Genomic DNA, 23598 nt, shown 5'->3' on the forward strand with positions numbered 1-23598 from the left:
GAGGGTGTTGTTTAAGGTTGTCATAGCAAAAAAGGTACGGCCTGCCCGGCTCCGCAGTGCCAGATGCAATATTTGTCGTGCCAGTACGAGCGTGGTACCACAGAGATAGGGACTTTTTTCTGTGGATATGGGGGATAGCCGGCGCTAATAGCTGAAATATAAGGAGTTGTGGATTGAATAAGCTATAGCATAAATAAAGGGCGGTAGGGGGTTAGTAAAAGAAAGGTATCATATACTGGTATGATAAGAAGCTAATGCTGATCCTATAAGGACTGACCGGGAGTATCGGTCAGTCCTTATAGGACAGAAAGTTCCTATTCTTCTTCAATTAACTTGATACCTGTCTGGGTAAAGATAATCTTCCGTTGTTTATACAGGGCACCGGTCGTCATTTTGAATGTCTTCTTGCTCATGCTGAAAAATTCATAGATCTCTTCCGGGTCAGATTTATCATGGTAAGGCAGGTAGCCATCGTTTTCTTTCAGCAGGCGGAGGATCTTATCTGCTTCGCTTTCCACCCTGTCGTATCCAGGCTTACCAATAACGACATCGATTTTTTCTCTTTTGATTGACTTTATGAAGCCTTTCAGCTTATCACCGATATCCACAGTGCCAAACACCTCGCTATAGTGTAGTACGCCGGTGTGCAGATTATTGATAATAACGATGAAACCAATTTCTGAGCGGCGATAGATGATCAGGTCTACAACATCCAGTTCTTTAACAGTCAGGTTTTCGTTGCTCAGGTAAGGGTCTATTTTTTCGGTAGCGGCTACCCGGTTTGTCAGTTCATCCAGGTATATTTTCACAAGGTAATCCTGTCCGGGATGCATCTTACTGATTTGTTTGGATGCCGGAACGAACAGGTCTTTCATAAGTCCCCAGTCCAGGAAAGCGCCCTGTTCGGTAGCGCCTGTGGCTTTCAGGTTAACAATATCCCCTACGATGCCGTATGGCTCCTGATTGGTAGCTGTAAGCCTGTTTTCGGAATCATGATAGATGAATACCTTGAGTTCATCTCCCTTTTGGGCGCCGGCAGGTACGAAACGTTTGGGCATCAGGATTTCCTGGTCTCCCCCGTCGAGAAACAGACCAAATTCGCTTTCCTTCTTTACCCGTAAAAGGTTGTATTCACCTACTTTATACATATTGTAATCGCTATAATTTGCTGCGAAGGTACTACTTTCCTTTGTTCGATCTGATCATTGTGCCGTAATCCTGCCCCCGGGCAAGTCCGGTAATGGACTGAGCAATACGCTTTGCTTTGGTAGCTTCGGTCTTTGCACTTTCGATCCATTTAAGGAAGTAGTTCTGATGTCCTTTGGTAAGCGTATTGAAAAAGCTATTTGCTTCAGGATCATCTGCCAGGCATTCGATAAATTCAGGCGAAGTGACCGGATTAGGGTTATTGTCCTCCTGTAATTGCACGGTGATGCTAGCCCCTGCCTTTCTGGCGATGCCTTTACGTATTTCAGCATTCAGGGGAAGAATAAAGGAACCGTCTCCCATAGGCAACAGCGCAACCGCCTCAATAGTATAATCATTCAACTTTCCCTTTACCCGGAACGTTTTGTGGTTACCAGGTTTAAGTTCCTGAGCAAGATCAGCAGGTATGGGAATATAAGTCCAGCCGGTTTTTTCTCCTTGTTTGTCAAACTTCAGTATAGTGGTGGTATAGTTTACCATCTTGCTATTTTTTTCGCTAACTTACTTAATAGCGCTCAATTTTAAGAACTAATAGAAACAGTATATGCTTATCTGCGAAACAGCACGTCTGCACATCCGTCAGTTTACCATTGATGACGCAGCCTTTATATACCGTTTGCTAAATTCACCAACCTGGTTGATTTATATCGGGGACAGAAACATCAGGGGACTACATGATGCGCGCAACTATCTGATCAACGGACCAATTGCGAGTTACGAGCGACATGGTTTTGGGTTATATCTTATAGCCCTGAAAGGCGAAGGTACGCCTGTTGGAATGACTGGCCTTATCAGGAGGGACGGTCTTGAGGAAGTAGATATAGGGTTTGCCTTTCTCCCTGATTATACAGGAAAGGGGTATGCCTACGAGGCAGTCAATGCTATAAAGGACTATGCCCTTACCACATTAAAACTGCCTCGTGTAGCGGCAATAACCACTCAAAAGAATATATCTGCTATTGCTTTGCTGAATAAGATCGGACTGCGCCATGAGAAGATGATACAATTACCGGGCAACAGCACTGCCTTTATGTACTTTATTAACTAAATGATCAGTGTCTCAATTTATGACGCAGTACCATTACAGATCTTGCATCCACATTAATGATCTCCTCTGCTTTATGAACATTTTCTCCCTCGGTAACCAGCTGATCGCGCGTGTCCAGTAATTTGGTCCAGGTGTGACCATATTTCTCAACCGGTAATCTGAAATCAATTGGTTCATAGTGGGCATTGAAGATGATATAGAAGCTATCGTCAACAATTTGTTCTCCCAGTGCGCCACTGGCATGCAGTCCTTTTCCGTTGAAAAATACCGCCATTGATTTAGCGAAGTCGTGGCTCCAGTGTTCATCAGACATTTCTGAACCGTCCGGCAGGAACCAGGCGATATCTTCAAGGCCGATACCTTTAATGGGCTGTCCCTGGAACCATCTTCTGCGGCAAAATGCCGGATGAGCTTTTCTCAGGGCAATCAGCTGGCGCGTAAACTGTAAAAGATCATTGTCTGTCTTTTCCCAGTTCACCCATGACAGTTCATTATCCTGGCAATAGCAGTTATTGTTACCTTGCTGGGTGCGGCCTAACTCATCCCCGGAGACGATCATAGGCACCCCCTGGGACAATAGCAGGGTAGCAAAGAAATTACGCTGTTGCCGGCGTCTGAGGTTAAGCACTTCTTCATCATCAGTCGGACCTTCTACTCCGCAGTTCCAGGAACGGTTATGATCTTCACCATCCCTGTTATCATCCAGGTTTGCTTCGTTGTGTTTATGATTGTAGGACACCAGGTCATGTAATGTAAAACCGTCATGTGCCGTAACAAAGTTGATACTGGCAGTCGGACTACGATAATCATTCTTGTAGAGGTCAGAACTGCCGGTAAAGCGTTCGGCAAATTCTCCTAACATACTATCGGCACCTCTCCAGTAGTCACGTATACAATCGCGATACTTTCCGTTCCATTCAGCCCATCCCGGCGGAAACTTACCTACCTGGTATCCGCCTTCCCCGATATCCCAGGGCTCAGCGATTAACTTCACCTGTGATATGACAGGGTCCTGGTAGATGATATCAAAGAACGCACTCAGGGTGTTCACCTCATGCAGTTCTCGGGCTAGCGTTGACGCCAGGTCAAAGCGGAAGCCGTCTACATGCATATGCTGGATCCAATAACGGAGGCTATCCATCATCAACCTCAATACGTTCGGCAGGTAGGCATTGAGGGTATTACCGGTACCCGTATAGTCCATGTAATAGCGTTTATCTTCCGTAAGGCGATAATACGACGCATTGTCGATGCCGCGGAAGGACAAAGTCGGACCAAGATGATTACCTTCTCCGGTATGATTATAGACCACGTCAAGGATGACTTCAATGCCTGCTTTATGCAGCGTCTTAACGAGATGCTTAAATTCGTTTACCTGCTCACCCAGTACCCCATTTGCTGCATAGCGTGCATCAGGTGCAAAGAAGCCGATTGTGTTATATCCCCAGAAGTTAGTCAGTCCGCGGTCAACCAGGTGCCTGTCAGCCACAAAATGATGCACAGGCATTAGCTCAACAGCGGTAACACCCAGCTCCTTCAGGTAATTGATAGCAACAGGATGGGCCATTCCGGCATACGTACCTCTGATCTCTTCAGGAATATCAGGATGGAGTTTGGTGAAACCTTTTACATGGGCTTCATAAATAATCGTCTCGTTATAGGCAATTTTAGGCGCACGGTCACCTTCCCAGTCAAAAGACTCATCTATAACTACACTCTTAGGAATGAAAGGTACACTGTCAACATCGCTAAAACTCAGGTCTTCTTCGGGATCACCCAATTTATAGCTGAACAGGGCATCGCTCCAGTTGATAGTACCGGCGATTGCTTTGGCGTATGGATCTATAAGTAGTTTTTTAGCATTAAAGCGATGGCCATTCTGAGGTTCGTAAGGACCGTGAACCCGGTATCCGTAGAGCTGTCCGGGCTTCACATCTGGTACATAGCAGTGCCAGACCTGATGAGAGCGTTCCTTAATCTTTATCTTTACTGCTTCTACTTCATCTGCAGTGGTATTAAAAAGACAGAGTTCAACGCCGGTAGCGTTATCTGCATATACGGCAAAATTAACGCCTTTCCCGTCCCAGGTTGCTCCTAATGGATAAGGACTTCCAGGATATACTACAGTCTGGTTCATAGCACATGATTGGCCTCCCACTATCCCTTCCCTCGATGAGGAAGGGATAGCATGGAGTATTGTTTATTTAATAAAGTTTCTCAGATAGCAAGTTCATTAGATTCCAGGCTGGAATTTTCTTCTTTTATTTTTTCAATAGGAAGCACTTCAGAGAAAGCCTGCTCTTCGTCCTGTAATGGCGGCAGGTCTACCGGCAGTGGTCCGAAAATTAATGCCTGGTATGGAGCAAGTGTTACAGTGTCGTCTTCAATTTGAAAGGAGAGCATGTTATTAACCAGCGGTTCCGTACCAACATCCAGCACGAATGGTAGTTTATACAACACTTCCTCTTTTGAAAAGTTAAGTACTACAAGTAGTTTCTCTTCGTCCAGCGTACGGGTATATGTATAGACCTGTGGATGATCTGCGTCCAGCAAATCGTATCTTCCGTAGACCAATACCGGCTTATGCTTACGCAGTAATACCAGTTGGCGGAAATACTGCAGAATGGACCTTTCGTCTCTATCCTGCTGGGCAGCATTAATCAACTTATAGTTCTCATTGATCTTCAACCACGGTTTACCGGAAGTAAAGCCGGCATTTGCTGACTCATCCCATTGGAAAGGCGTACGACCATTGTCTCTCCCTGTGATAGCGGCATCTTTCAGGAAATGATCGGTATCACCACCCTGGCTTTGGATATATTTAAACATGTTAATGGTCTCGATATCCCGGTAGTCTTCAATTTTTTCAAACTTGATATTTGTCATACCCAGCTCGTCACCATAATAGAAGATAGGAGTAGCCCTCATCGTCAACAGGAATGTGATCAGCATCTTTGCTGACACTTCGCGGTACTTCTCATCATCATTTCCCCAGCGGGTGACCATACGAGGCTGATCGTGATTGCCGAGATATACCGTGCCCCACCCGTCTTTTTCAAAAACAGTATCCCAGTCGGTATACAGTGCTTTCAATTGGGTCAGGTCCAGTCCCTTTGGATCGAGGCGCTTATAACCTTCTTTGGCAAAGCCAAGTTGAACGCCCTCAAAATGGTAGAGCATGTGCAACTCTTTCCGGTCTTCCTTCACGAAGTCCAGTGCTTCCTCTTTAGTAATACCTGAAGCTTCCGCAAGTGTAACAACGTCAGATCTCCCTTCCAGCGTTTCACGGTGCATTTCCTGCAGGTATTCATGCAGATGAGGGCCATGTGCATAGTAACCTGCCCAATCTGAATGGTATTGTTCTTTTACCAGCTGTTCCACATCCGGCCAGCTGGTATCTTTGGAGATATAGCAGATGGCGTCCATTCTGAAGCCATCCACGCCTTTGTCAAACCAGAAGTTCATGATATCATATATCGCTTTTCTGGTCTCCGGATTCTCCCAGTTGAGGTCCGGCATTTTTTCAGAGAAGTAATGCAGGTAATATGAATCTGTTGCCTTGTTATAGGTCCAGGCGCTACCTGATGCGTCAAAATGGCTATATCTGTGAGGTGGCTTACCTTTCTCAGCAGGCCACCAATGATAATAATTATAGTATTTACTGTCTCTGGATTGTTTTGCGTCCTGGAACCATGGGTGTTCATCACTTGTATGATTAACCACGATATCCATCATCAGACGGATTTTTCTGTCATGCAGCCCTTTCAGCAAGGTATCAAAATCCACCATTGAGCCAACCTCCGTCATGATATCATAATAATCGCTGATATCATACCCATTGTCGTCATTAGGCGACTTATACACGGGATTTAACCACACCATATCTACACCCAGGCTTTGTATATAGTCAAGTTTAGATATGATACCCTGCAGATCTCCAATACCATCACCATTGCTATCTTTAAAACTCCATGGATATATCTGGTAGATAACTGCTTCCTTCCACCAGTTTGTGTCCCTGACTACTTTATTTGACATAGATAGATCTTGCTTTCGGGTTAATGTCTTCTTACTTATCAAAAACCCTGCACACATCAAACTGGTAAGTCCGAAGCGGGTATAAGCATTCTAATTGCGGTCATACTGTAGAAATAGTGCCGCATAGGCTCCACATTATCAGGCAAGTAGATAGCCCCCATGCCGCCCGGATCACTGGCATATTATTTTCACTGCTCACGCTTAAAAATAGCTTTGGCACAAATATATCCTTTTGCAGGGGCTGCTTTACAGCCTGATAATTCTTGTAAGTTTAGTGTATGGGCACCGTTTCGTAAGCAGGTCTGCCTTTCTCTATTGCAGCCACAGCAGCAGCTGTATCCGATGCAACGGGATGATAAGGGCTTCTGGCATACTATAGTCGAAGACGTACCTGCCGGCGCACGCTACAAATATCTGTTGGACGAAGAGATGGAATTACCCGATCCAGCTTCCCGTTACCAACCAGAAGGCGTTCACGGTCCGTCAGCGATTATTGATACGAATTATGAATGGACGGACAGCAATTGGACAGGACTTAATCTCGGAGAATTAGTAATTTATGAATTACATACGGGTACATTCTCTTCCAAGCATAATTTCCAGGGCATTATTGAAAAATTGGACTACCTGCGTTCACTTGGCATTAATGCCATTGAGATTATGCCGGTAGCTCAATTCCCGGGTGACAGAAACTGGGGATATGATGGCGTATATCCCTTTGCCGTTCAGGACTCTTATGGCGGAGTGGAGGGATTAAAATCTCTGGTGAATGCTGCGCATCAGCATGGTATAGCAGTCATACTGGATGTAGTGTATAATCACCTAGGGCCAGAAGGTAACTACTTTTCGCAATATGGCCCGTGGTTTACAGACAAGTACAAAACACCATGGGGACCAGCATTGAACTTTGACGATGCCTGGTGTGACGCAGTAAGAGCATACTATATCCAAAACGCGCTGATGTGGCTGGACGAATTTCATATTGACGGTCTGCGGATGGATGCTGTACACGCCATATGGGATTGTGGAGCAACACATTTTACCGCAGAACTATCCGAATTAGTAGATGCCTTACAGGCCTCTTCCGGCAGAAAGAAGCTACTTATAGCAGAAATTGATCTGAATAGTCCACGCTACATTACGCCTCGCGAAAAAGGTGGATATGGCATGCATGGTCAATGGGTAGATGAATTTCACCATGCCTTACATAGCCTCCTGACAGGAGAGGTAAATGGTTATTATGCAGATTTCGGCGGACTGACAGCACTAGCCAAATCCTTCCAGGATACTTATGTTTTTACAGGGGAATACTCAGATGTACGTAAAAGGCATTTCGGTGCATCCGCCAAAGAGAATAGCTACGATCAGTTTGTTGTTTTCGCGCAGAACCATGACCAGATCGGGAACAGGATGCTTGGCGACAGGCTGACTACCCAGTTGTCTTTTGAGGCACAAAAACTGGCCGCAGCAACAACGCTGTTGTCACCCCATGTACCAATGCTGTTTATGGGAGAGGAATATGGAGAAACGAAGCCATTTCAGTTCTTTACAAGCCATAGCGATAAAGAACTGATTGCAGCAGTCAGCAATGGTCGTAAGGAGGAATTTGCCTCTTTTGCCTGGGAAGGTGAAGTACCTGAACCACAGGAGATATCGACGTTCAGCAACTCAACACTAAGTTGGGATATAAAAACGGCTGCTGCGACAGCACTGACTGAACTATACAAGTTCCTCATAGCGTTCCGCACTGCCTATCCTGCAATGCGTAATACATTGAGAGAAAGCGTAAAGGTGCAAATACCGCAAGCGGAGGAACAACTTCTATTGGTAGAACGATCAGGAGATAATAATCATTTACTGCTATTGTTCAATTATAGCAATCATGTAGTATCCTATCAGTACACAGGCTCCGGAGAACTGCATAAGAAATTTGACTCAGCTGCTGCTATATGGAATGGTCCAGGCGCGCTGGCTCCAGATATAGCAACAGCATCCGAAGTAATATCATTACAACCACATTCAGCAATCGTTTATGAAATCGCATAATATACCATCAGCTACATATCGTCTGCAATTACACGGAGATTATACGTTCAATGATTTAAAAGACATCCTGGACTATCTGCATAAATTAGGTATTTCAACCATTTATGCTTCCCCTATATTCAGTGCATCGCCAGGCAGCATGCACGGGTACGATGTAACAGACCCTCATCAGATCAATCCAACTATAGGGACACTGGACCAGTTGCGCGACATCAAGAAAGTACTACAAGAGAAGGGTATGAATTGGTTGCAGGATATTGTTCCTAATCATATGGCCTTTCACATGAGTAATTACCGCTTGTATGACGTGATGGAACGAGGGCCATTATCTCCATATTATGAATATTTTGATATAGACTGGCAACATCCCTCCCGGGAATTATCAGGCAAACTCATAACCCCTGTGCTGGGAAAGACATTGGAGCAATGTGTACAAGACGGTGAAATAAAGATTGTAAATACAGAGGAAGGCTTAGCAGTCAGCTACTTTGAACAGAAATTCCCTTTGTCAATATCTGCGTATGATGTTTTACAGACAACCCTGACAGACAGCGACGCTTTACCAGCAAAAAGTCTTTTTGACTCCTTGTACCAGAAGGCTACAAGAGGTATTGCAGCAAAAGAGTGGGAACAAGTGAAGAAGGAACTGTATGCAACTGCCAATAAGCCGGTATTAGATGGTATTGCTGCAAAGATCAGCAATGACAGCGATCTATTGCTACAGCTCTTACAACAGCAATATTACCATTTATGCAGCTGGCAGGAAGCAGATAAGCAGATCAACTATCGCAGATTCTTTACTGTGAATGAGCTGATCACATTAAGTATGGAATCACAGCAGGTATTTGATGAATATCATACCTTCCTTCATAGCCTATACAGGGAGGAATTGATACAGGGTCTACGGATTGACCATATAGACGGCCTCCGGGATCCTGCTACTTATATACAGCGATTACGCGTGCTGTTTGGCAGCAAATGCTACATTATAGCTGAGAAGATCCTGGAAAGCGAAGAGTCTATTCCTTCCGACTGGGCATTACAAGGTACCAGCGGATATGAATTTCTCTCATTTACCAATCACCTGCTGACAAATAAAACCGGAGAACATCAACTGGAGGAATGGTATAAGAACCAACTACCGGAACAGCCAGCTTATAAGGATATAGTCAATGAAAAGAAGCGACTGATTCTGGAGCGGTATATGGCTGGCGAATGGGAAAACCTGGTAAGGTACTGTTATACGCTTAAACTGGCGGATGCACGGACTAACCGCGATCAGTTAAAAGAAGCACTTGCTTTGTTTATTGTATGTCTGCCAATATATCGTCTCTACCCTGACCGTTTTCCACTGGATGATTATGCGCAGGAAATCATTCATACAACTTTCGCGCGTATTCGGGCTATGAACAGACAAGCCGAATCTGAAATCGGCTTGCTTGAAGCATTGTGGGAAGAGATTCCAGACCAGGAAAGAGCACGTAACCGCTTATTGTTCCTGCAACGCCTGATGCAATTCACTGGTCCGGTTACCGCTAAAGGTGTTGAAGACACTACCTTCTACGTATACAATGCATTGCTATCTCATAATGAGGTTGGGGACAGTCCGGCGATAGAAGACTTTACTGTCAATACCTTCCATCAAAGGCTTACAGCGCGGCAGCAGCATACGCCGGCTTCATTAAACACTACTGCTACGCATGATACCAAACGCGGAGAAGACGGGCGTCTGCGTCTGAATATGCTATCTCTGATGCCCGATGCATGGAAAGACCTGGTACAGCAGTGGCGTCAACGGCATCAGCCTTATACTAACGGCCTTACTTTCAATGACGAATACTTCATCTATCAATCTGTCATTTCTGGCTTTCCATCAGATAGCGAAGTAACAGACGAATATATTGAACGCCTGCAACAGTATGTAATAAAAGCATTACGCGAGGCAAAAGTGAATACGACCTGGGCTTCCCCAGAAGAAGCTTATGAAAATAGCGCTACCGGATTCATTAAATACCTGCTGACAGACAAGGCGCAATTCCTGACCGAAGTGCGCAGCCTGATTGAATCTATCAATAAACATGCTTTCTTTGCTACGCTTTCTCAGACATTAATCAAGATTACAGCTCCTGGCATTCCAGACATCTACCAAGGATGTGAATTATGGGATCTCAGCTATGTAGACCCTGATAACCGTCGTCCGGTAGACTATGCCACCCGTAAGCAATATCTTGATACAATTATTGCAAAAGAGCAACAGAACGGCTTCTTTGAATACCTTGCTGAACACAGGCACCTGGGTATTGAAAAACTGTTCGTTACATGGAAAGCGCTAAACTTCCGTCGTCAGAATGCTGATCTATTCCTGGATGGTGATTACCTTCCATTACAGACCAGTAGCAGTGATGTTGTTGCTTACGCACGTGTACACCGCCAAGAATGGGTAGTCGTTATAGTCCCTCTTCCGGGTTCCGCAACTGCCAGTACAACGGTGCTGTTACCTGCCGGAGCGCCTGCCTCCTGGGAACATATATTCACGGGCGAGAAGCTAAATGGTGAAGGACAGTTAAAGGCTGCAGAAGTGCTTAAAACTTTCCCCTTAGGACTATTGAAAAGTAGCGTCTGAAAAAAAATTTGTCAGTTATAAAAAAGTTTCTACATTTGCACTCCCTGACACGGATATCAGTTGCCCAGATGGCGAAATTGGTAGACGCACTGTGTTCAGGTCGCAGCGCTCGCAAGGGTGTGCTGGTTCGAATCCAGTTCTGGGCACTACAAGGGTTGATAGTCGATTGATTATCAACCCTTTTTGTTTTTGGTCAAATTGTTTTTAGTCGCTTTTTCACGGTTCCTACCACCATCCTTGACTAAAATTTGACTAAAGCCATGACTAAAGTTTTTTACAGCACGGCAATCCCCTTTTCTCAGCACACAACCGGAACATCAATGCTGAATAACATGTTCCGCGTTGTGCTGCTTATGACAAAAAATCAGGACGGTGCACCACTATTCCCTGGTGGCAGACCATCCCAAAAATTCTTCTCCATTTTCTTTTGTTCACATTTGTACGCTTCTGTTCAGTGCCCGTTTTTAATGCCTGAAACGGACTGCCAGCCTCACTTACAGGCATATTCCTTGTGCCCACTATTCGTCACCGTTAAAAACAGTGTAGCATGAAAATAGTGAAGCAGAAAAGTCCCAACGGCAAAAAGTTCTACCTCTATTATGATTATGGTCGTGGTCCTGGTGGACGTGTAAAAACAGGAATGTTTCTATGGACGAAACCTAAGAACGCAATTGAGAAAGAACATAACGAAGAAACCAAAAAGCTAATGATCGTTAAGGAAGGCCATGACATCATAGACAACCAGGCTATCGGCACCGGTTATGTTCCAAAACATAAGTTCAAAGAAAACTTTTATGACTATTATGCGCAGTTCGTGGCAGATAACAAAAGGGAGGGCAACCGCCACCTCGAAGGCAGTCTGAATCACTTCAAGATCTTTATGAAAAAGCCGGTGGTCTCCCCCCTTCAGATTACTTATGATGTGTGTTTTCGTTTTAGGGCCTACCTGTTGGACAAGTTCAATGGAGAGACGCCCATGAACTACTATTCCTATTTCAAGCGGATGATGAAAGCGGCTACACGTGACGGCTACTTTAGAATTAATCCCGCCGCTGAAATACCTGCGAAGAAGAATCCGAGCACAGATTTACCGGAGTTCCTGGAACCTGACGAGTTCCTGAAATTTATCTCAGTACAGCCACCACCGCACATGGTGGAAGTAATCGAAGCCTTTATCTGGTGCCTGTACACAGGTGTTAGGTGGTGTGATGTGATGGCGCTCAAATGGAGATCCGTTATCGCTGACCAGTATACCACGCGATTCAAACAGGCTAAAACTAAGCAGCCGGTAATTGTAACACTTCATGAAATCTGTATGATCCTGCTGCGCAAGCGTAGGCGAAATCTGCCTAATCCTATCCCATTGGACAGGCCGGTATTTAACCTCCCCTCCCGGACCACCTGTATTAAGTATATTAAACAGTGGGCAAAGGAACGGGGCATCGAGAAGGATATCAGCCCTAAATCAGGGAGGCTCACCAAATCGATCCTGCTTCAGGACCAGAAGGTTGACACTGCTACCGTTGCAGCTATCTTAGGGCATACCACTACTAAGTATGTGTCAGAAGTCTATAAGCGCCACCGTCCGAAGGATCATGCAGCCACCGTAGACCTGATGCCTACGCCCGACCAGTTGCCGGATTATTTGAATTTGAAGGAACCAGGGCGGGTGATCTCGATGGGTACGAATTGTAAACCCTGCTCCTTTGGAATCACTAATGCAAGACAATAAATGATAAGGGCTGTGTCTCCCCAAAGACACAGCCCTTATTTTCTAAATTGGCAAAGGTTTGTTGAAACAAAAGTAATTTATTTGTGATTTGAATCAAAACAGCGGGCTCATACTATATGAGCGAAACTGCCCATACCGGTAAATGGTAAGTATTACCAAACGCCCGGTATCGCAACAATCTCTAAAACTTAACTATATACTACATTGAAAAAGATTCCCCCCGATATGGTCAAGGCATTAATTGACCAAGGAATCGAGCTACATGCTACCCAGAACGGCGTAAGCATACCAGTCATTAACAGAATTTACCTAAAAATGAAAGGTGGAATGAGGTTCTCTGATATTCTTGTTACGAACGGCTACATCTGTAACGGGCATCACCGCTACATTGCCTCTTTGCTGGCTGAGGTGCCCATTGGTCGAAGCCAGGGCATAACCGCATTACCCGATATAGTACATTGGGAATCAGTTAAGTTAGACCCCAATAATTGGGATACTAAAGACAAGATTAAAATGCTGAATGAGCAAGATGCCAAATTTAACAATACCGAATACGAAAACATAGCTCATTTATTAATTTAGTTGTACCTTTGCGCAAATGTTAGTATTCCTGGACATAGACGGAGTGATGGTTCCTTGTAAAAGCCATAAACTTCCCGACTTTTTAGCGGACGGATTCGCAGCGTTTAGTACCGCAGCGACCCGTACACTAAATCGTCTATTATCCGAATACAATGCTACCATTATGTTGACAACGTCTCATAAGGAAAAATATTCCCTTGCCAAGTGGGAAGACATATTTTCAAAAAGAGGCATCGATGTTACCGGTAAAATCCAGTCTTTACCAGCAAATGTTGATCATCAATCACGCAAAAGCGAACTGATTAATTGGTTTAACCTTCATTCACCGGCGAAGGATTTTGTTATCCTCGACGATGACAAAGGATTAAACGACCTTCCAAGATTTTTGAAGGAGCACCTGATACTAACAAGTCCTTACATTGGACTTACTGAAAACCATCTGTCAGAAATAGATAGCATGGTGGACACAAACGGCCAGGTTTCTTATTGATTACTCAATAAATTTATTCACTCCCATCTTCAATGAAGGTGGGATTTTTTTGCCTTACGCCGAACTGCCTGTCCCATCCTTAAACCCCTTTATAAGTTTCGAACATTTTCATTGGAACTGTAACACCATAAGCCCTGCCATATCTAACCCTGAATTCATACCACGTCGTACATTGCTTCATAAGTGCAATCGCTTCATCTCTATATAGTTCTAATAATACTACCCCCTCTGGTGTCAAGTACTGGAAAAACTTATCTATTCGAACGCCACCCGGTACTGCTAATGCCTGTAACGCTGGACGAACATCCGGTTTAAAACGTGAGTAAATCACCTGGTTAAATTCATCCCCAACCTCGTAAGGCTTTATGAAAGCATAAGGGTCTTTGTCTGTCCAACCTTTTAGCCGGTACATCTCCGGGAAGAAATCTATGCCGCGCCCAAACTTCGGTTCGTAGGGTTGACGTGCAGCTGTAACCATGTCTTTGATTTGCTGCAGGCTGATTATCTTACCACCAATCAGTTCAATCTCCCTTAAATCCTTCTCCCGTTTTAGCTCGTCGGCCTTCGCTTTATCAGCAGGCGCCTGAATGAGCATCCTAGTTAATAGTGCCCGTTGCTGCTCAAGCTCTTCCTTCGTCATGTCGGCAGCTTTACGAGGCAGCGGCTGTTTGTCTTGGTTTAGCTCCGGCTGCTTGGAGCTGTCTGTTTCATGTTCTTTCATGCTTGTGTTTTAGATATAAACTTCTTGTTTTAGTTTTCTAACCATATCCTCCCGTGATTCTTTAGATTCCCACGGAAACTTAAGGTTACCAACTGCAACATCTGCGGTTGGATCTAAGAGCTTCGCTCGTCCCCATGCTCTTCTGTCTCCCGTTCCACTATCGAAGGCATCGAAGACATAAATTAGGCTTGGATGCACATGATTTGTACGGGCTACTTCATTTATGTACTTATGATCGTTTATGTGCCTTTTAAGAGCGGACGTTTTCTCTTTTGGAAAAAGATACTCACGCGCAAAGTCGTTAGCTAATTCCTCCCGGTGCTGAACACTTAATTCATTGCTATCTTCATCTGTTAAATGGTAACAGTTAATTCGGATATCATCCCAATCAAACAACACATGGTAAAGTTCATGAATAAGGGCAAACCAAAGTGTTGCATAATATCCGCGATAATTAGTCAGTACTATACATGGCTTATCATCAACAGCAAAGGTCGCTCCTCTCAAATGAAGAGTCGGTAAAGGAGGCATATAAATTACCGTTATACCTATCCTGTATAGGTTACGAATGACATCAGTTAACCCACGTTCGAGGTTAGTTGAGTACCAGCGAATTTGAGGAAAGTACTCAATCAAGTGTTGCCGATTATAAGGGTATGGATTAGCTAAATCATCAAAAATAGCGGTCGCTGCTGTAATCCAGGTGGACCTAATCATTTGGTTTTTGGGCTGTATGAGGCCCGCACTGAAGGCAACATCACCTCTTTGAGGACGATACTCAAATATGGATTTTAGCCCTAAACGATCTAGCAAGCGTTTCTCTATCTGCTGAAAATCAGTCACACTGTCAATAAATCCGGCCTTACGAAGTGCAGCTAAGTCAAAGTTGTTTTTGATAAACTGGACCTTTTCAGGTGAAACTGTTGTAGTCGGAAAGTTCGATTCCAGCGCCAGCATGTATAATTCCACCACCTTCTCTCTGGGTAGCTGTAAGAAACTTGCTAGCTTAATAAAATATGTGTAATCAACTGTTTTTTGGGTCCCATCTAGTATGCCAGTTAAAGCCCGATGCTGCATATCCAGTAAACCTGCCACAGCTGTTGCTGACATGTCAAGATCCTTGAGCTTTCTTTCAAATAGCTCCCGGAGGCTTTGCGGTTGAAATAACCCTTTCAGTAATGTATCTATTTCGTGATTGCTCATCCCTGCTTTCTTGGTCCGTTTTAAGTTCTGGAACGAAGATAAGGCCATTTTGGCCTTTTTCAAAGACATGCGCAAAAAAAAATGCAGAATTACCGGACTATTTTAAGATAAATATAAATGGTGGGAGCCAGACCTAAAAATCGATAAACATTTCATATAAGCTTGATAAACAGCACATTAATACAGAATTTGTAATTAATTTTATAACTTATCAACAATTTGATAATTATTTATGCACCAGGAATCAAAACATAATGAACAGTTATGAATATGTATTAAGAACATGCGGAGTCTTCATTAATTGGACAGATTTTTCTCATATAAACATGTTATTTATGGTAATAATATCCTTGCCACTTTAAGATTACCTTACTTATTAGACTTATTTAGCTCGTCTAGAAATGTTTGTAAAAATTCTTTTGGATAAGTTTCTTTATATAGGTCCTTTACTAATATGAAAATATAATCAAGCGCAACTGTACCAAGAAAACATTTGTTCCAGTCATCAAAGGAAATAGATGAAATATCCCAATCACTATTCACATTTCTAAAAGTATCCAGGATAATTAGTTTATTATGTAAGTTAAGATCATAATCAGAATGAGCAAATGCATTACGAAGTGATGGGTAAAATATTGAATTTATGAACGTCCCAAGTTCACAACCACCAGCTTCAAACTTCATTACTATTTCAGAAATTAACTTCCTCCTGTCTTGTTCCAAAGGTGAGCCAAGGTCACCGTCACCTGAGATGATAATAGATGCATTTCTCAAAAGACGCAAAAATGGTTTAGACTCCCATATCCAGCTGTATATAAGCAACTCAATTTGTATCCGGATTTCGATTGGCAACTCAACCTTTTTTTCTATGTATATTTCATGAATTACAGAAGCTGTTGTCTGCAGTCTTGTATCATCTTTAAGAGCTAATGATATAAATTCATTACGTTCAATATCATGCTCTATGTCAAACAACCAATATTCAAAGTATCCTTCAATTGCCTTGTCACTCATTTTTGAGATTAGACTACGTATCAGCTCCCTTATTTGCACGTCTATTAAAACAAAATCTGACTGGCCAATTTCAGGTTCAACATTTTCCGATGTCTCACGTTGCTCTGTTTGTTGTTCATGATGCGTTTGAATGTCAGAAGAACTTACCCTTTGAAAATCAAAATCTCCTCTAATATGATCAAAATAGATCGTCAAAGTGCGACTCTGATCACTTCCAGTTGGCCATTGCACCTGAAAATCGTCACGGCCCCAATCATTTACTATATTTTTTCTTCTCTTGACTTTTTCGTTCATAAATGTATAGTCAAACATCACGGAATATATAAACCGCTCTGTCCAACTAGCAAAATCAATTTGGTCAATATCGTGACTTTCTTTTGGACCAACCCTGTATGTATGTAGCTCAATTAACTTGTTTAAATCGTTGATCTCAAATTCGGTATGTAAGAATGACTTCCTAATTGAGTTATGAAAGCCCTTATCTATAATGTCACCTATTTTAAGACCACCGTTTTTCAATCGCTTCTTCAGCTTTCGAATAAATTTGTTCTTATGGCTTGTAGGCATTGACACTTTCCAACGAAATCCATGTCCACTAGCTATTTTATCAAGCCGAAATAATTGTTTCAAAAATCTATTGGACTCCCAAATATGGCAATAAATCATCATTTCAAATTGTATTCCCAATGGGTGATCAATAGTTTGATCTACGTGTTTTCCCATATTGTACACTTTATTAAGGTAAAACTGAGAAAATTCCATTCTGCCATACTCTTTATAATAATCTTGCTTATTTGATAGCACGTACGGGTTATGTAGTGGTGGGTCCCAATCTTCGAGGTAGTCAGCATCTGCTAACCAAAGAATATAATTTTCTTGGTCTTTAGCAGCACGATCAAACAATTCAGCAACGGCAGTTCGAACTTCTTTTTCGATTTCATTGAAACGGATGCTTGTAATCATATCATACCATTTATCTTTTGTTGCTAATTTACAAAGCACATGCGCAACCTTTTTGCGCACTGCCTAATTATGGCAACCTTTTAATTCGCCTATCTAAATTTTTACTGTCAACCTGCTTCTTAATAGCCAATTCTTCTCCACCCATAAAATTGTCCAGCTGCTCCCGCTCATAATAACCAGCGGTATTTTTAAATATCCCAAATTCCTTGCATTTTTGAGCGAATTGGGTTCGACCTAAATTGCAATATATAAGAGCTTCTTCTGATTTCAGATATGGCTTAAAGCAAATGGCTACTGCCCGCATTACTATCTGTTCTTCCTTTTTCACCATTTTTACGATTTTATTGTTAGCGGCAATATGTAAAGAAATAGGATCAAGAAAGTTTCCATGATTACTAGAAACCGGGGCTCGGGATATTATTACCAGTAACATCAAAAACATTTGCTGAGGTTATAACAACGTCATTTGGTACTCAAATTACTCAAACATGTCAATTTTTGAGAAGTTCAGATTTGATACATCACATCCGCTTTTCCAAAAATACCTCTACCGCAACTTTATCAGTTTGGGAGCCGTTCAACATATCATACCTGATGTGGTTAAAAATTACGTCCTATCACCTGGCGATAAAAGGCTCCTGTTACAAAACGGTTACTTAGATTTAGAACCGAATATCACCCTGATACTTGATACCCGGTATGGGTTCCTAGAGATATTAGACAAAAGAGATCCCGATAATTGGCTTTGGAATGGACATATAAATACCGATGAATTCCTTTACATCGGGAAAAGTCCTTTGATGATAAATACAGAAGACCGGACGTATCAAATTTATAAGTCACAGAAAGTATTAACCAACAATTCTGACCTATTTCCATATGAGACCATGAAAAAGTTACTTCCGACTTCAATTATGGGTCAACCGCTTGAAAGCAGGGATGGTAGCTTGTTATTTCGTTTACTGGAAGTCCAAATGCCGAACAACGTCTGGATAAAGGTCAATGAGAAATCAGGAGAGGTTCTATGCAGCGCTAATCGCAGCACCTGGTTCCCTGTGTGGCGGGAAGAATGTACTTTTATGGATATTGATTTGCCTATTCATCTGCACCGAGAATACAAACACGACCTGCCAAAAATACTTCGTCAACAACTCGAAAAAGACAAGTTCTTCTTTCCTTTATTCTTCAGGCCGGGAATAGATGGCAATAATAAATTAAACGTAGAAATCCCACATAAAGTAAATGCATCTAATCAGATAACTGAACATAAAAGTCAGATCAAGACAAAACGTCCAGGGCTTGACCTAGGGCTATAAAGGATTTTATCGGCTTAGAACCGACACAGTGATTTAATTATTGCTCCTTGACTAATAAAGATAAGAAGACCTATTTATTACTAGAAATTTAGGAAACTTTTCACGCCTAGATTCTTATTTCATTTGAGGCTAAATAAGAATCTAATGAATCCAGAAATCAAAACCGGCATTCTTGCAATGGATACCAATGATCCCGTCTACATGCGTTTTTTTTCTGAGACGATTGCAAGTCCTACTACATTATTTCACCAATTGCCAGATATGGTCCACGGCTTATTTATGTCCCAAATGGCAAAAGTCGAATTATTGACAACGGGCCGTACGCAGCTGGCGCCTAAAAACTACCTTTTTTTAGAAGAGGAATCCGGCAAGATCCTTCATTCAATGGTAAGGTATCCAAATGAAAATCATAAACTCCTCATTTCAAATCGGCAATGCCAATTTGCAAATCGCGCTGAATTTTATATCGACATTCTTAATCCAGGATTAAACGCCTATCTGGAAAATTATGTTGATAAAATGAAACCAAATGAGATAACACCAATTAGTAATTTAACGGCATTGGTACCTGACAGGTTATTTATTAATCGACTGAGTAATAATCAAAAAGAAAAATTCATCCGAACGGGGCTGCTTGAATTGAAGGATAACTCCGTGTTATCAGTTGACAGAGACACTGGCAACCTTTTGTTTACCCCAGCAGATAGGTTAAAGACACATCTATTATACCACGGTGAAGTGGCCTTCAAATACGATGACGAGAAAATCCTCAGACAAAAATCACTCGACATCGTAAAGCAACTTACGAGAGGTAATAATAAGGGCAATGAAATCTCTCTTTAATTCAGTCTTCAAATCCATTTTCTTATAAAATTATTTGACTGACCAAAGATAAGTTCAACTAGGGATATATTAATTGATCAGTTTTCGCTGTCCAATTTACTGCCCAATTGTTTCCTGTTTTACCAGCAATAAGTAGAACAAATCGGGAACTTCCAAAGCCGTCCTTTGGACCTCAAAACGCAGATCCTTTAAAATTTTAAAAACCAGACATATGAGTAATAAGCAAATTTTTGAGCAGGAAGATCAACCATATACCGTAAATATTCATCATCCAAGTTACGAGGCTTACGTGAATCAGTATATGCGCTATGGATATGGTGAATCAGTTGACATGGATATAAGAACCATTTTACACCTAATTCCGGATACCATCAAAGGGTATGAAATTTCTGAGGCAAGTAAAATTGACTTACTTTCAGATTTATTCATCTACCTGGACGAGTTTCTTGTGTTACAATTTGACCCCGAAAAAGGTCATCTTATTATTGAAAAAGCCGCCATGCTGGAGTCTGATTTTCGAAAACGACTCGTTCCGGTAAAGAATTACGAGTGTGTCTTTATGACGCCCTGTCCACATACATTGTATATAAACACCTATCATCCCGACTTCGTTGAATATTCAAAAGCGTATTTACACTCAAATGCGCATCCTCAGTTAAACTTACAAAACGTGCCAGGTACGATACTAGAATTATTACCTGATAATGTTTTTGGCAACCGGCTTGATGACGTTTCAAAAAGGAAACTTTTTGCAGGATTCACCATTAGTTTAAATGATCAGAAGCAACTTCAATTTGATACCGCGTCCTATTTATTGCTATGGGCAAATCGAAACCCCGAAAAATCAAATACGGAAAAGCAATGGAACGTGGTAAAAAGGATGAACTGCCAATACGACTACGAAAAATTGATGGCTCAAGGCGTTGGTTTAAAGAACGACGTTATTACGCAAGTTTCTGTATTCAAGATTGAAAATAGCAATAACACCTTGCACTTATAATTTCATGGATATGAAAGAAGTCCAGCAATCATTTGTTGTTTCGTCCGATGATCCACTGTACAAGGAGTATGTTTCAAGGTTTATAGCGAATGGTTACGGCTTGGTTAACGGTATTGACTTAAAATCGATAATGTACATTCTTCCTGATGAAGTTTTGCGCATTGTAATATCGGACGAACAAAAGCTGATTTTACTTCAAACAGGAACGACATTACTTAATAAAAATGATAGGCTCCACTTTCGGCCAGATGACGGGAAGTTGCATGTCATCTATCAAAACCTGAACAAGTATGATAATCGAGGAACAGAAATCCTTACCTCAGAGTGTCAATTTTATAATCCGAGCCGAAGTATTCTGTACCTAAATACCGGAAGAAACGATTACCAGGATTGTATAAGACAATGTAGGTCAAAGCAGATGGATTTATCTGTTCCTGAAATAGAATTTAGCATCTCTACATTTCTGCCGGACGTGATCATTTCAAATAATATCTCATTGGATGCAAAACTAAAATTGGTACGAACTGGTATCTTAAAATTGCCAGACGAACGAATTCTGATTGCAAACTTCGATACCGGAAAGCTATATATCTCTAAAGACTTTGTAAAAGACAGGCCAAATAAATCGTCCAACAGATTTCGACTGGTCAAAAGATCGGAAGTGAAATTTACCTGGGAATTAAAATCTGAACAAAAGAAAATATTCCAGTTAACTGTAGCGCGAAAGGTATCAAATGATAAGGAAAATCAGCTAATCCCATAAATAAAATCGCTTAACTATTCCATCAAAAAAAAGGGAGGACACGCCCTAAAAGAATGGGCCTATCGGCCCATTTAATCCTGACTACCTGTAAGTGTAGTCAGCAAGATGTACCGATGTATCACATCGGAGGTGACTGCCATAGTTGTCACAGGGGAAAAACCTCCAAAGTCGGTTTTTCTAGGATTTATAGCTGGATGGAAAATTCCGGAATCGAGGCTATTTGCCATCGGTCAGAAGGTGGTTTGATAATGACTTTCTGATAGTAATATTTCTTATTTACCTAAAAAATGATGCTAAGTAATGAATAGTGAAAAAAGAAATAAGTGGATACATGTGCGTCTTTCTCCTTCAGAATTGGAAAAACTCCAAGCAAGGCTAAAAAAAACGAATTGCCTTTTTCTTTGTGATTTTGTCCGTCGCGTTTTACTGGAAGACAAAATCACAGCCTTTACAAGAAGCCAATCTCTTGACGAGTTAATCCAGGAGCTAGTGATCTTGCGCAAAGAACTCAACTATCTTGGCAAAAACCTTAACCTCGTAACCAGGAAATTACAGACAGATTTACCCAAAGCTGAAATGCGGGTTTGGCTGGAAGAAAACCAAAAGGGCCACCTGGCACTTCACAAAAAGATGAACGATATTATATCAAGGATGGACTTTTTCTCACAAAAATGGTTGCAAGAATAAATCAAGGGGAAGTTATTAGGGGCGCTGTAGAATATAACGAACGGAAAGTGTCGGAAGGAAAAGCTACCCTTATACATGCAGAGAATTTCCTAAAAGACACGAAGGGTCTAAGCTTTTCTGAGAAATTAGGAATGCTGGAAAAGCTGGCATCCCTAAATGATAAAAGAGATATTAAATGCGTACATATCTCCTTAAACTTCGACCCATCAGAAAAGCCGGACATCAATGATGAAGCAGCCGTAGCACATTGGCACCACAAGGTGACAAGGATCGCCACTGAATATATGGAGCAAATTGGATTTAAGGGTCAACCATTTCTAATCTATGAACATAATGACGCAGCCCATCCCCACATCCATATAGTAACCACCAACATTAAACCTGACAGGACATCTGTTGACCTAAGATGGATAGGAAAGCTTAAATCAGAGCCGGCAAGGAAGGCATTGGAGGTTAAATATAACCTGGTTAAAGCAACTAAAAAGGACTTTGCTCAGCACAATGAATTGCCAGCCGTAAATATTGCCAAGGTTGTTTACGGAGAAGTTCCTACTAAAAAAGCTATAGGAAATGTTGTTGGAGAAGTTGTTAGAGCTTATAATTTCACTTCACTTGCCGAATACAATGAGATATTGAAGCAATATAATATTGTTGCTTATACTGGTCCGGAGGGAAGTAAAATGCAGGAAAAGAAGGGGTTGGTGTATTATGTTACCGATTCATTAGGTAACCGAATCGGTAAAGGAATTAAGGCAAGCAGCCTTTACAAGAAACCCACTATAAGTAATCTTGAGAAAACTTTTGCTAACAATAAAAAGAATCGAGCAAACAAAGTTGATAGAACAAAGGCTATTATAAATAGAGTTTTGGTTTCCCCAAAAACCACATCCCGTAAATCATTCGTTGAGCAATTACGAAATGTTGGTATAAAGGCTGTGTTTAAAGACACAAAAGACGGACGTGCTTATGGGTTAACCTTCATTGATAATAAAAATCGCATTGCGATCAAAGGAAGTGACCTGGGAAATGAGTATTCTGTTAATGCTGTTACTGCCTACCTTATTAACAAAGCTCCTGCTGGTAATTCAACTCAAAATATAACAGGTTCCGGAACGACCAATCAACATGGTAACGCTGGAAGTATGAATAACATAAAAACCTATAGTCTTCCAGACCTTCAGGCAGACAGCCAGGAACGCTCTGCTGCGCTAGAAATATTTTCCGATCTCTTGCGAAACGATAACCAGAATTATCAACCTGACCCTTACAAGAAGAAAAAACGAAAAAAGAAAAAAGGACTTCATTTATAAACTTTAAAAACCT

General features: G+C 41.9%; 20 protein-coding genes and 1 tRNA gene. 13 read left to right on the forward strand and 8 right to left on the reverse strand.

What is annotated here, in order from left to right:
- Positions 1 to 314: 314 nt before the first annotated feature.
- Both K1Y79_RS03630 and K1Y79_RS03635 read right to left on the reverse strand, forming a co-directional pair.
- Positions 315 to 1148: a CvfB family protein gene (locus tag K1Y79_RS03630; protein ID WP_220248636.1), complete on the reverse strand. Its 834-nt coding sequence runs from the start codon at positions 1146 to 1148 to the stop codon at positions 315 to 317.
- A 31-nt stretch (positions 1149 to 1179) separates the two neighbouring features.
- Positions 1180 to 1686, reverse strand: coding sequence for a YdeI/OmpD-associated family protein (locus K1Y79_RS03635; protein ID WP_220248637.1), 507 nt, complete (start codon positions 1684 to 1686; stop codon positions 1180 to 1182).
- A gap of 64 nt (positions 1687 to 1750) precedes the next feature.
- On the opposite strand from K1Y79_RS03635, the gene K1Y79_RS03640 reads away from it, so the two are divergent.
- Positions 1751 to 2254, forward strand: coding sequence for a GNAT family N-acetyltransferase (locus K1Y79_RS03640; protein ID WP_220248638.1), 504 nt, complete (start codon positions 1751 to 1753; stop codon positions 2252 to 2254).
- Between the two features lie 4 nt (positions 2255 to 2258).
- On the opposite strand, the gene glgX is transcribed toward K1Y79_RS03640, so the two are convergent.
- Both glgX and K1Y79_RS03650 read right to left on the reverse strand, forming a co-directional pair.
- Positions 2259 to 4391 carry a glycogen debranching protein GlgX gene (gene glgX, locus K1Y79_RS03645; protein ID WP_220248639.1) on the reverse strand — a complete coding sequence of 711 codons (2133 nt, stop codon included), beginning with the start codon at positions 4389 to 4391 and terminating at the stop codon, positions 2259 to 2261.
- 80 nt (positions 4392 to 4471) lie between these two features.
- Positions 4472 to 6292, reverse strand: coding sequence for a glycoside hydrolase family 13 protein (locus tag K1Y79_RS03650; protein WP_220248640.1), 1821 nt, complete (start codon positions 6290 to 6292; stop codon positions 4472 to 4474).
- A 213-nt stretch (positions 6293 to 6505) separates the two neighbouring features.
- Here K1Y79_RS03650 and treZ point away from each other — a divergent pair, with 213 nt between their 5' ends.
- From treZ to K1Y79_RS03680, 6 genes are all read left to right on the forward strand, one after another.
- A complete protein-coding gene (gene treZ / locus K1Y79_RS03655; protein WP_220248641.1) occupies positions 6506 to 8338 on the forward strand; it encodes a malto-oligosyltrehalose trehalohydrolase in 1833 nt (610 codons plus the stop codon).
- The gene (treY, locus tag K1Y79_RS03660) at positions 8325 to 10961 is read left to right on the forward strand and encodes a malto-oligosyltrehalose synthase (RefSeq protein WP_220248642.1); all 2637 of its coding nucleotides are present in this window, start codon (positions 8325 to 8327) and stop codon (positions 10959 to 10961) included. Before treZ ends, treY begins: the two co-directional genes overlap by 14 nt.
- A 62-nt stretch (positions 10962 to 11023) precedes the next feature.
- Positions 11024 to 11107 (forward strand) — tRNA-Leu (locus tag K1Y79_RS03665).
- A 401-nt stretch (positions 11108 to 11508) separates the two neighbouring features.
- Positions 11509 to 12693: a tyrosine-type recombinase/integrase gene (locus K1Y79_RS03670; protein ID WP_220248643.1), complete on the forward strand. Its 1185-nt coding sequence runs from the start codon at positions 11509 to 11511 to the stop codon at positions 12691 to 12693.
- A 204-nt stretch (positions 12694 to 12897) separates the two neighbouring features.
- Positions 12898 to 13275: a hypothetical protein gene (locus tag K1Y79_RS03675; RefSeq protein ID WP_220248644.1), complete on the forward strand. Its 378-nt coding sequence runs from the start codon at positions 12898 to 12900 to the stop codon at positions 13273 to 13275.
- Positions 13276 to 13291: 16 nt separating this feature from the next.
- Complete coding sequence (locus K1Y79_RS03680; RefSeq protein ID WP_220248645.1) at positions 13292 to 13765, forward strand: HAD domain-containing protein; 474 nt, start codon at positions 13292 to 13294, stop codon at positions 13763 to 13765.
- A 79-nt stretch (positions 13766 to 13844) separates the two neighbouring features.
- Here the strand turns inward: K1Y79_RS03680 and K1Y79_RS03685 are convergent, their stop codons facing one another.
- The 4 genes from K1Y79_RS03685 to K1Y79_RS03700 all read right to left on the reverse strand — a co-directional run bounded on the left by K1Y79_RS03685 (position 13845) and on the right by K1Y79_RS03700 (position 18108).
- On the reverse strand, positions 13845 to 14486 hold the full coding sequence (locus K1Y79_RS03685) for a P63C domain-containing protein (RefSeq protein ID WP_220248646.1): 642 nt from the start codon (positions 14484 to 14486) through the stop codon (positions 13845 to 13847).
- 9 nt (positions 14487 to 14495) lie between these two features.
- Positions 14496 to 15758 (reverse strand): ImmA/IrrE family metallo-endopeptidase, encoded by a 1263-nt coding sequence (locus K1Y79_RS03690; protein WP_220248647.1) that lies wholly within the window; start codon positions 15756 to 15758, stop codon positions 14496 to 14498.
- 300 nt (positions 15759 to 16058) lie between these two features.
- Positions 16059 to 17666: a hypothetical protein gene (locus K1Y79_RS03695; RefSeq protein WP_220248648.1), complete on the reverse strand. Its 1608-nt coding sequence runs from the start codon at positions 17664 to 17666 to the stop codon at positions 16059 to 16061.
- Between the two features lie 67 nt (positions 17667 to 17733).
- Complete coding sequence (locus K1Y79_RS03700) at positions 17734 to 18108, reverse strand: hypothetical protein (RefSeq protein ID WP_220248649.1); 375 nt, start codon at positions 18106 to 18108, stop codon at positions 17734 to 17736.
- 46 nt (positions 18109 to 18154) lie between these two features.
- Between K1Y79_RS03700 and K1Y79_RS03705 the strand changes: the two genes are divergently transcribed.
- From K1Y79_RS03705 to K1Y79_RS03730, 6 genes are all read left to right on the forward strand, one after another.
- Positions 18155 to 18982: a hypothetical protein gene (locus K1Y79_RS03705; protein ID WP_220248650.1), complete on the forward strand. Its 828-nt coding sequence runs from the start codon at positions 18155 to 18157 to the stop codon at positions 18980 to 18982.
- 144 nt (positions 18983 to 19126) lie between these two features.
- On the forward strand, positions 19127 to 19825 hold the full coding sequence (locus tag K1Y79_RS03710; protein ID WP_220248651.1) for a hypothetical protein: 699 nt from the start codon (positions 19127 to 19129) through the stop codon (positions 19823 to 19825).
- 211 nt (positions 19826 to 20036) lie between these two features.
- Positions 20037 to 20825, forward strand: a complete 789-nt coding sequence (locus K1Y79_RS03715; RefSeq protein WP_220248652.1) for a hypothetical protein — start codon at positions 20037 to 20039, stop codon at positions 20823 to 20825.
- Between the two features lie 10 nt (positions 20826 to 20835).
- The gene (locus K1Y79_RS03720; RefSeq protein WP_220248653.1) at positions 20836 to 21588 is read left to right on the forward strand and encodes a hypothetical protein; all 753 of its coding nucleotides are present in this window, start codon (positions 20836 to 20838) and stop codon (positions 21586 to 21588) included.
- 300 nt (positions 21589 to 21888) lie between these two features.
- On the forward strand, positions 21889 to 22275 hold the full coding sequence (locus K1Y79_RS03725) for a plasmid mobilization protein (protein ID WP_220248654.1): 387 nt from the start codon (positions 21889 to 21891) through the stop codon (positions 22273 to 22275).
- Positions 22260 to 23585 carry a relaxase/mobilization nuclease domain-containing protein gene (locus tag K1Y79_RS03730; RefSeq protein WP_220248655.1) on the forward strand — a complete coding sequence of 442 codons (1326 nt, stop codon included), beginning with the start codon at positions 22260 to 22262 and terminating at the stop codon, positions 23583 to 23585. Before K1Y79_RS03725 ends, K1Y79_RS03730 begins: the two co-directional genes overlap by 16 nt.
- Positions 23586 to 23598 lie beyond the last annotated feature (13 nt).

The organism is Chitinophaga rhizophila (assembly GCF_019492185.1).
Classification (GTDB): domain Bacteria; phylum Bacteroidota; class Bacteroidia; order Chitinophagales; family Chitinophagaceae; genus Chitinophaga; species Chitinophaga rhizophila.